This window comes from Acidithiobacillus ferriphilus (genome assembly GCF_018854775.1).
GTDB lineage: Bacteria > Pseudomonadota > Gammaproteobacteria > Acidithiobacillales > Acidithiobacillaceae > Acidithiobacillus > Acidithiobacillus ferriphilus.
In genome coordinates, this window is record NZ_JAAZTY010000038.1 from 19,062 (window position 1) to 27,630 (window position 8,569).

Annotated in this window: 7 protein-coding genes, 1 tRNA gene and 1 rRNA gene; all 9 read left to right on the forward strand. The window is 59.1% G+C overall.

The window, feature by feature from the left end; translation table 11 throughout:
• The first annotated feature begins 196 nt into the window (after nt 1-196).
• Nucleotides 197-2,470 (forward strand): DNA translocase FtsK, encoded by a 2,274-nt coding sequence (locus HF921_RS03385; RefSeq protein ID WP_215892399.1) that lies wholly within the window; start codon nt 197-199, stop codon nt 2,468-2,470.
• Nucleotides 2,442-3,134, forward strand: a complete 693-nt coding sequence (gene lolA, locus HF921_RS03390; RefSeq protein ID WP_064218103.1) for an outer membrane lipoprotein chaperone LolA — start codon at nt 2,442-2,444, stop codon at nt 3,132-3,134. The genes HF921_RS03385 and lolA overlap by 29 nt, the downstream gene beginning before the upstream one ends.
• Nucleotides 3,135-3,152: 18 nt before the next feature.
• Nucleotides 3,153-4,220 (forward strand): OmpP1/FadL family transporter, encoded by a 1,068-nt coding sequence (locus HF921_RS03395; RefSeq protein ID WP_064218104.1) that lies wholly within the window; start codon nt 3,153-3,155, stop codon nt 4,218-4,220.
• A gap of 27 nt (nt 4,221-4,247) precedes the next feature.
• On the forward strand, nt 4,248-5,579 hold the full coding sequence (locus HF921_RS03400) for a replication-associated recombination protein A (protein ID WP_064218105.1): 1,332 nt from the start codon (nt 4,248-4,250) through the stop codon (nt 5,577-5,579).
• On the forward strand, nt 5,572-6,837 hold the full coding sequence (serS, locus tag HF921_RS03405) for a serine--tRNA ligase (protein ID WP_215860203.1): 1,266 nt from the start codon (nt 5,572-5,574) through the stop codon (nt 6,835-6,837). Before HF921_RS03400 ends, serS begins: the two co-directional genes overlap by 8 nt.
• Nucleotides 6,838-6,841: 4 nt before the next feature.
• The gene (locus HF921_RS03410; RefSeq protein ID WP_215848879.1) at nt 6,842-7,075 is read left to right on the forward strand and encodes a Rho-binding antiterminator; all 234 of its coding nucleotides are present in this window, start codon (nt 6,842-6,844) and stop codon (nt 7,073-7,075) included.
• The gene (locus tag HF921_RS03415) at nt 7,072-8,115 is read left to right on the forward strand and encodes a L,D-transpeptidase family protein (RefSeq protein ID WP_064218107.1); all 1,044 of its coding nucleotides are present in this window, start codon (nt 7,072-7,074) and stop codon (nt 8,113-8,115) included. The genes HF921_RS03410 and HF921_RS03415 overlap by 4 nt, the downstream gene beginning before the upstream one ends.
• 158 nt (nt 8,116-8,273) lie before the next feature.
• Nucleotides 8,274-8,350, forward strand: a tRNA-Met gene (locus HF921_RS03420).
• Between the two features lie 127 nt (nt 8,351-8,477).
• A 16S ribosomal RNA gene (locus HF921_RS03425) occupies nt 8,478-8,569 on the forward strand; the annotation flags it as partial.

Below are 8,569 nucleotides of genomic sequence, written 5' to 3' on the forward strand. Positions count from 1 at the left end.
TATGCGAAACTGCTAGCGAAAAGTCTAACACCATTTCCACGCTGTCGTCCCTGCCTTCCGTCCTGATGTGATATTCGGATGGCACGAAATAAACGCCTGCATCTGAACCATTAGAAGCCGCTAACAATAGCATTTCTTTGCCTTTCTTTCCCGGCATCTCCTTGACACCCGTGCAGGGGTCGTTTAGCGTGCCGGTATGAGTTCCACTGCCCGTAACGTGTCCCGAGGCTCCCGGCCTGCCCCCGCAAAGCCGGTTCAACTGTCGCGTGTCAAACCGTGGCGCCGCGAGGCGCTGCTGCTGCTGATGATCGCGGTGGCAGCCTTCATGGCAATGTCCGTGCTCAGTTTTCATCCCTCCGATCCCAGCTGGTTTAGTAGTGGTAAAGGTGCCCAGGTGCACAATTGGGGTGGTGAGGCTGGCGCCTATCTCGCTGATTTTTTGGTGCAGATTTTTGGTATGATCGCCTGGCTCCTCCCTGTGGAGCTGGGCGTGTGGGCCTGGCAGCTATGGCGGTGTTGGTTCCGTCAGTATCCGGGGCGCTGGGCGGCCCCTTTGGGCGCTGTTGCCGTCGTGCTGGGTCTGACCAGTTTTCTCGCGCTGACTTGGCCCACGGAGTGGTGGCCCATTGCCGGAGACGGCGCGGGCGGTATCCTCGGGCAGGAAATCAGTGTCCATACCCAGCCTTTTATCGGCGTGGGTGGTAGCATATTGCTCTTTCTGCTGCTGTTCGTTCTCGGTGTGTTTCTGCTCACTGGCCTGGGACCACGCGCGATGGCGGCACATATCAGCGCTCTGCGTTTCTCTTTGCCACGACCACACCTGCGTTGGCCTTTGCGGCGACGGGTGGTCGCCCAAGAAACGACCCCTGTGCCGATCACGACGCTGGCGCCTGCCGTGCGAAAAACATCTCCAGCAGCAGCGCCGACTCAGGCCGTCGTTAAAGGCAGTCGACAGTTACCACTGCCCGCACCCGTAGGGCCGCCGCGTGCTGATGGTCTTCCCGATCTTGCCCTGCTCGATCCGGCAGATGCGGAAGACCCCAGTTCCCAGTTGCAACCCGAAGTGCTGGCGCAGCAGTCGCGCATGCTGGAAGAAAAGCTGGCCGATTTCGGGGTGCAGGCAAGCGTGGTGGCGGCTCATCCCGGACCAGTGATTACCCGTTTTGAAATAGAGCCGGCACCGGGGGTCAAAGTCAGCCAGATCGCCGGTCTCAGTAAAGACCTTTCGCGCGTGCTGGCGGCGCGGGTGCGTGTAGTGGAAGCCATTCCCGGTAAGGCCACCATGGGCATCGAGGTGCCGAACCTCAAGCGGCGCACGGTGCGTCTCTCCGAGGTGCTTTCCAGTCACAGTTTTACCCAGAGCAAAAGCCATCTAACGCTGGCACTGGGACAGGATATCGGCGGTCAGCCGGTGTCCGCCGATCTGGCGAAGATGCCCCATCTGCTGGTGGCCGGAACCACCGGCGCCGGCAAGTCTGTGGGCGTCAATGCCATGATTCTCAGCATTCTCTTTAAGGCGACTGCTGACGATGTCCGCCTGATTATGGTGGATCCCAAGATGTTGGAGTTGTCCATCTATGAGGGCATCCCCCATCTGTTGGCGCCGGTGGTAACGGATATGAAGGAGGCCGCGAACGCCTTGCGCTGGTGCGTGGCGGAGATGGAACGGCGTTATAAGCTCATGGCCTTTGCCGGAGTGCGCAACCTGGCCGGATATAATCAGAAAGTGCGGGAAGCGGCAGCTTCGGGACATCCCCTGCCGGGTCCGGATAAAGATATGGATGGCGAGCCCGTCGCGCTGAGCGCGCTGCCTGCTATAGTGGTGATCATTGATGAGTTCGCGGACCTGATGATGGTGGTCGGTAAACAGGTGGAAACCTTGATCACCCGCCTGGCCCAGAAAGCGCGCGCTGCCGGTCTGCACCTCATTATGGCGACCCAGCGTCCTTCGGTGGATGTAATCACCGGACTGATCAAGGCCAACGTCCCCACCCGCATTGCCTTTCAGGTTTCGTCGCGTATCGACTCGCGTACCATTCTCGATCAGATGGGGGCGGAGACCTTGCTGGGCCAGGGCGACATGCTCTATCTGCCGCCTGGCTCCGGTTACCCGTTGCGGGTGCATGGGGCTTTTGTCAGCGATGAGGAAGTTCATCGTGTGGTGGAGTCCCTGCGTCAGTTGGGCGCGCCACAATACGACGAGCGTATTGTGCAGGGTAACGAGAGTGGCGATGGCGAGGGCATGGACGGAGAAGGCGGGGAAGATGCCGATCCCCTCTATGATCAGGCGGTGGCCATCGTTACCAGTAGTCGCAAGGCGAGCATCTCTTACGTGCAGCGGCAACTCAAGGTGGGCTATAATCGGGCCGCCCGCATGATCGAAGAGATGGAGCGGGTTGGTGTGGTCGGTCCCTTGCAAAGTAATGGGAGCAGAGAAATCTATGCAGCAGCACCGCCCGGTCGGGACTGACCATTTGCACTTTATGCGCGACCCATTACCGGCCTTACGTTTGGCTCGCTGGTTTTGGGTGCCGCTGCTGATTTTGGGCGGTGTCCAGTACGCGGCCGCTGCCACGGGCCTGGCGATGTTGCAGGGTTTTTTCCAGAAAACCCATACCATCACGGCCCAGTTCAGTCAGGAGGTAGCCAACCATGACGGCCAGATCGTCAAGCGTGCCAGTGGCAAGCTGTGGATTTCCCGCCCCGGCAAATTCCGCTGGGATTATAGCGGCAACAACGGGCAAATCATTGTATCCAACGGTGAGAAGGTCTGGCTCTACGAACCCGCTTTGGAGCAGGCCACGGTACAGCCTCTCGGCAAAGCCCTCGGATCGACCCCTGCGGCGCTGATCGCCGGCAACGATGACCTCGGCCAGCGCTTCAAGATCACTGACCTGGGTCAAAAAGACGGTCTTCACTGGCTCCTGCTCCATCCCAAAACGGGTCAGGATCAAGGCTTCACGGATCTGCGCATGGGTTTTGACGCGCAGGGCGCACTGCGCCAGATGCGCATGGAAGATGCCTTTCAGCAACAGACGGTCCTCCGCTTTACACATATTAAAGTCAATCACCCCATTTCGGCGCAGGAGTTTCAGTTCACTCCGCCAGCCGGTGTGGATGTTCTCTCGCAATAATTTTTTCTGGAGCACTGCATGTCGGCTTTGAAGACCCGCCTCGCCCTCGTTACCCTCGGCCTGTTAGTGGCTGCGCAATCCCATGCCGCAGGTTTTGCCGCGCCGACCTCCGTGGTGGGACTTTCGGAAGCAGGTGCCACGGTAGCCGATGGCGGACCCGTCAGCAGCTTTGCCGACAATCCTGCGGACATGGTCTTCTTCCCGGGTACCCGGGTGGGCTTGGATATTCTCGCGATGCGCCCTGCTTACAAAGTGGATAACAGCAATGTTACTTACGACGCCAGCAGCAATATGCAGATTCTGCCCAATCTCTTTGTGACCCATCGTTTTAATGACCTCCCGCTGGCGGTTGGTCTCGGTATCACTTCGCCCTTCAACACCAACAACACCTGGCCTGCCGGGACTTTTGGTGCTACGCAGTGGAAAAATAATTTGCAGATCATTGATGTGAATCCGGGTGTTGCCTATTTGCTGCTGCCCAATCTGAGCGTTGGGGTGGGTCTGGATTATTACCAGACGTTGAGCGCAACCTTTGGCCCCAACTCCGGTAGTGGTGGGGGTGTCGGCGGTAACGTCGGGCTTTTCTACACCACGGAGCGCTTCAATGCGGGACTCAGTTACCGCTCGGCGGCCAGTATTTCTTCAGGCGGTGGCAGTGTTGACCTCCCCAGTCGCGTGCAGGCAGGTGTCCGCTATCGCTTCACCCCGCGCTTTGCCACCGAACTGGATGTGGACTGGAATGACTGGAGCAATGCCCAGTTGCCCGGCTATGGCAGCCTCGGCTGGAAGTCCGCCATGGCCTATCGTATCGGGCTCAGCTATCACCTGAATCAGGATCTTGAGTTCCGCGGTGGGCTCGCCCACGAGGGCAGCCCCACCAGTGGTTCCAGCATTCAGGCAGCGATACCCACGGCCAGCAGTAATCTGGCCTCTTTTGGCGTCGGTGTGGGGTTGGGTCCGTGGCATTATGATTTGGGCGTTTCTTATGCTATTTCCGGTAACACCTCTTCATATAATCACAGGTTTCCCGGCACCTACAAAGCCAGCACCCTCAACTTCGGCGCCGCCATTTCCCGGGACTTTTAAGGGATAGGCTGCCCGAGCCGAACGCCCATGGCAGCATTGCCCGGTAGCGACCCTCGCCCGCTGGCGGCCCGTATGCGTCCCCAGACGCTGGGCGCCTATGTCGGGCAGAACCATCTGCTCGGCAAGGGCGGTCCATTGCGGGCCATGGTGCAGGCCGGGCATCTGCACTCCATGATTCTCTGGGGTCCGCCGGGCAGTGGCAAAACCACCTTGGCGCAACTCCTCGCCCATGCCGCTGGCCAGCACTTCCAGATTCTGTCTGCCGTCAACAGCGGAGTACGAGAAATCCGCGCCGCCGTCACCAGCGCCGAGGCCGCCCAGTCTCTGGGCCAGGGCACGGTCCTCTTCATCGATGAAATCCATCGCTTCAACAAGAGTCAGCAGGACGCCCTGCTGCCCCATGTGGAAGAAGGCGTCGTGACCCTCATCGGCGCAACGACGGAAAACCCCAGCTTCGCCCTGGTCAACGCCCTGCTGTCCCGGGCGCGCGTCTATGTTCTCAAAGCGCTGACTGGTGAAGAACTCGGCACGGTGCTCGATCACGCCCTTGCTGATAGTGTGCTCGGTCTGGGTGATCTGGCGATAGAGATGTCCCCGGAAGTACGCAAGGGTTTGCTGACCGCCGCCGACGGCGATGCCCGTCGTCTCCTCAATCTGCTGGACCTCGCGGTACAATTGGCCCCGGTGCAGGCGGGTAACACACAGATCACTGCCGAAATCGTCGCCGCGGCCAGCGGTCAATCCTGGCGACGCTTCGACAAGGGCGGTGAAGCCTTTTACGACGAAATCTCCGCTTTTCACAAGTCTCTGCGCGGTTCCGACCCCGATGCGGCGCTCTACTGGCTGGCGCGAATGCTCGATGGGGGCGCCGATCCCTTGTATCTCGCCCGCCGTCTGGTGCGCATGGCTTCTGAAGATATCGGCCTCGCTGACCCGCGGGCTATGGATATGGCCCTCGCCGCCAAGGACGCCTATGCCTTTCTCGGTTCGCCCGAGGGAGAACTGGCCCTCGCGCAAGCCACGGTCTACCTCGCCAGCTGCCCCAAAAGTAACCGCGTCTACGATGCCTGGAATGCTGTGCGCACCGCCGTCAAGGCGGGTGGTACTGCGGAGGTGCCCCTCCATCTGCGCAACGCGCCCACGAAACTGCTCAAAACACTGGATTATGGCAAGGAATATCAATACGATCACGACTATCCCGACGCCATCGCCCCGGAGCAGCATTATTTGCCCCCCGGCCTGCGTCAGACCCATTTTTATGACCCCAGCGACCGCGGTCTGGAAGCCCGTATCCAAGAACGTCTACGCTGGATAAATGCCCATCGTCAATCTGTCCGAGAGAAAAACCCCCATGCTTGATCCCAGCTTGCTGCGCAGCGCACCAGAAAAAGTAGCCGCAGGCCTCGCCCGCCGTCACTTCACTCTGGATGTGACGGCCCTGAGCACCCTCGACCAGCAGCGCAAAACCCTGCAGATTCAGCTCGAAGAAGTGCGCAACGCTCGCAATGAAGCCTCCAGACAGGTCGGTCAGGCGCGCCGTCAGGGGCTCGATACCAGCGCGATGCAGACCGCGGCGGCGCAGCACGGCGAAGAGATCAGGACCTTGGAGCAATCTCTGGAAAGCATCCTTGCCGAATGGGAGAAGCTGACCAGCAACCTGCCCAATATCCCGCAGGATTCAGTGCCCGATGGTCGCGATGAAAGTGACAATGTGGTGTTGCGTCACTGGGGCACACCCCGCGCCTTCGATTTTCCTCCTCGCGACCATGTCGATCTGGGCGAGGACTTGGGTATTATTGATTTCGCGGCGGGCGCTCGCCTCGCTGGCGCCCGTTTTGCGGTGTTGCGTGGCCTCGGTGCCCGTCTTGAGCGCGCCCTGACGCAATTCATGCTGGATTTGCATACGACGGAACACGGCTATTGCGAAATCGCGCCGCCCTTTCTCGCCAACGCTGACTCCCTCTTCGGCACTGGGCAGCTCCCCAAATTCGAAGAAGACCTTTTTGCTTTGAGGGACGACCCCTATTACCTGATCCCCACTGCCGAAGTGCCGCTTACCAATCTTCTGCGCGGTGAGATTGTCGGTATCCTGCCGCAACGCTTCTGTGCTTACACCCCTTGTTTTCGGCGCGAAGCGGGGGCTTATGGGCGCGACACCCGTGGCATGATCCGCCAGCATCAGTTCGACAAGGTGGAGTTGGTGCAGATCGTCCGTCCCGAAGATTCCTGCCGGGCCCACGAAGCACTCACCGCCCATGCCGAAAAGGTATTGCAACTTCTGGAGTTGCCCTACCGGGTGATGGCCCTCTGCGCGGGGGATTTGGGTTTCAGCGCTGCCAAGACCTATGATCTCGAAGTCTGGCTGCCGGGCCAGAATCAGTACCGGGAAATCAGCTCCTGCAGCAATTTCGAAAGCTTTCAGGCGCGCCGCCTGCGGTTACGCTACCGCGCAGAAGACGGCAAGCCGCAACTCGCCCATACTCTCAATGGTTCCGGCCTCGCTATTGGTCGCACCCTGGTTGCCCTTCTGGAAAACCATCAGCGCGCCGATGGTAGTATCGAAATTCCTACCGCCTTGCGTCCCTACCTCGGCGGGTTGGACGTCGTTAAGGCCTGAACCCGTGCACTCGACCTGCGAACCAGTGAGTTGCGCACTGCACAGCGCCTTAGAGTTGGCCGCGATGCAGCGTCGTTCACTGCGTTTGCGTTTGGCGGATGGCACGTGGCAAATCGGCATTATTCTCGACGTCTGGACCGCGCAGGGCAGGGAATGGCTGCGTCTGCGTCAGGCCGACGGTGATGTCGAGATTGATCTTACCCATATTCAACAAGTCCAGGAAAATACTGCACCATGAAATATCCCATTATCCCCAGTCTCCTTGCCGGTTGTTCGATGCTGCTTTCCAGCTCTGCCTTTGCCGCGGAGTTTCCCCTGCCTGCGACCGGCAGCAACATGGTCGGACAGCTTCAGGTGGTGATCGCCCGACATCAGGATACACTGCTCGATATCGCCCGCCACTACGATCTTGGCTATAACGAAATCCGCGCTGCGAACCCTGGCGTCGATCCATGGCTTCCCGGTGCTGGAACCCATGTACTGATTCCCACTCAATATATCCTCCCCCCCAAGCCGTGGAGAGGGATCATCATCAATATCCCGGAGCGCCGCCTGTTTTATTTCCCCGCCGGTCAGCATGTGGTCTACACCTTCCCGGTGGGCATTTTCCGCCCAAAATGGCCGAATCCGCTGGGCAGCACGCGCATCATTGCCAAAGTCAGGAACCCCACCTGGACAGTGCCCAAAAACATACAGGAGGAGCATGCCAAGGCCGGGGAACCCATACCCGCGTTCTTCCCCGCCGGCCCTGACAACCCCATGGGTGAACTGGCGCTGGAAACGGGCTGGTCGCAGATTTTTATTCACGGCACCAATAAGCCCTGGGGTGTCGGCATGCGGGTCAGCCATGGCTGCTTCCACGTCTATCCCGAAAACGAAGTTCAGCTCTTTAAAATGGTAAAGGTGGGCACGCCGGTGACGACCATCGATCAGCCATATATTGTCGGGACGAGTGGCAACGGCCAGCTCTATCTGCAAAGTTTCGCACCCATAGAAGCCTATAAAAAAGGCGGCAACTCTCAACAACGCGCAGTCGATGCCATCAGTCTTTTTGAAAAGCAGGCCCAGCAAAACTGGACGATTAACTGGCAACAGGTCATCGATTTGGTAGAAAAGCCCAATACCATACCCACGGCCATCAATATCAACGCCCCTACGCTGTCCGCGGTGATCGCCCGGTTGCCTGCCCAGCCCTATGACTTTGCGCCCTATGGCGACAATGCCAACACCGCGACGCCGCCACCCGCGCCGACCTCCATCGCCACCCCGGCGGCCTGAACAGGCGCTTCATCTCCGGGGGCAAAAAAAGCGCTTGCGTGCCCCCATACCCCCGTGTATAGTTCGTCCTCTCGGCGGGGCAGAGGACCCAAAGAGAGCAGCAAATACATTGGGTGTTGACAGTAAAGTAGATCGCCTGATATAGTTACAGACCCTGTTGCGGGGTGGAGCAGCTTGGCAGCTCGTCGGGCTCATAACCCGAAGGTCGTAGGTTCAAATCCTACCCCCGCTACCAAGATTCGCAGTACGTTGTATCGTTCTTTTCCAGCCGAGTGGAGATGTGTGGGGTTTAGGCCCAAGGGTATTATGAGCGCATAAATGTGTTGATAATTGCCCTGATTGGTATTGTTTTAAGAAGGATTGAACGAGAGAGTTTGATCCTGGCTCAGATTGAACGCTGGCGGCATGCCTAACACATGCAAGTCGAACGGTAACAGGTCTTCGGATGCTGACG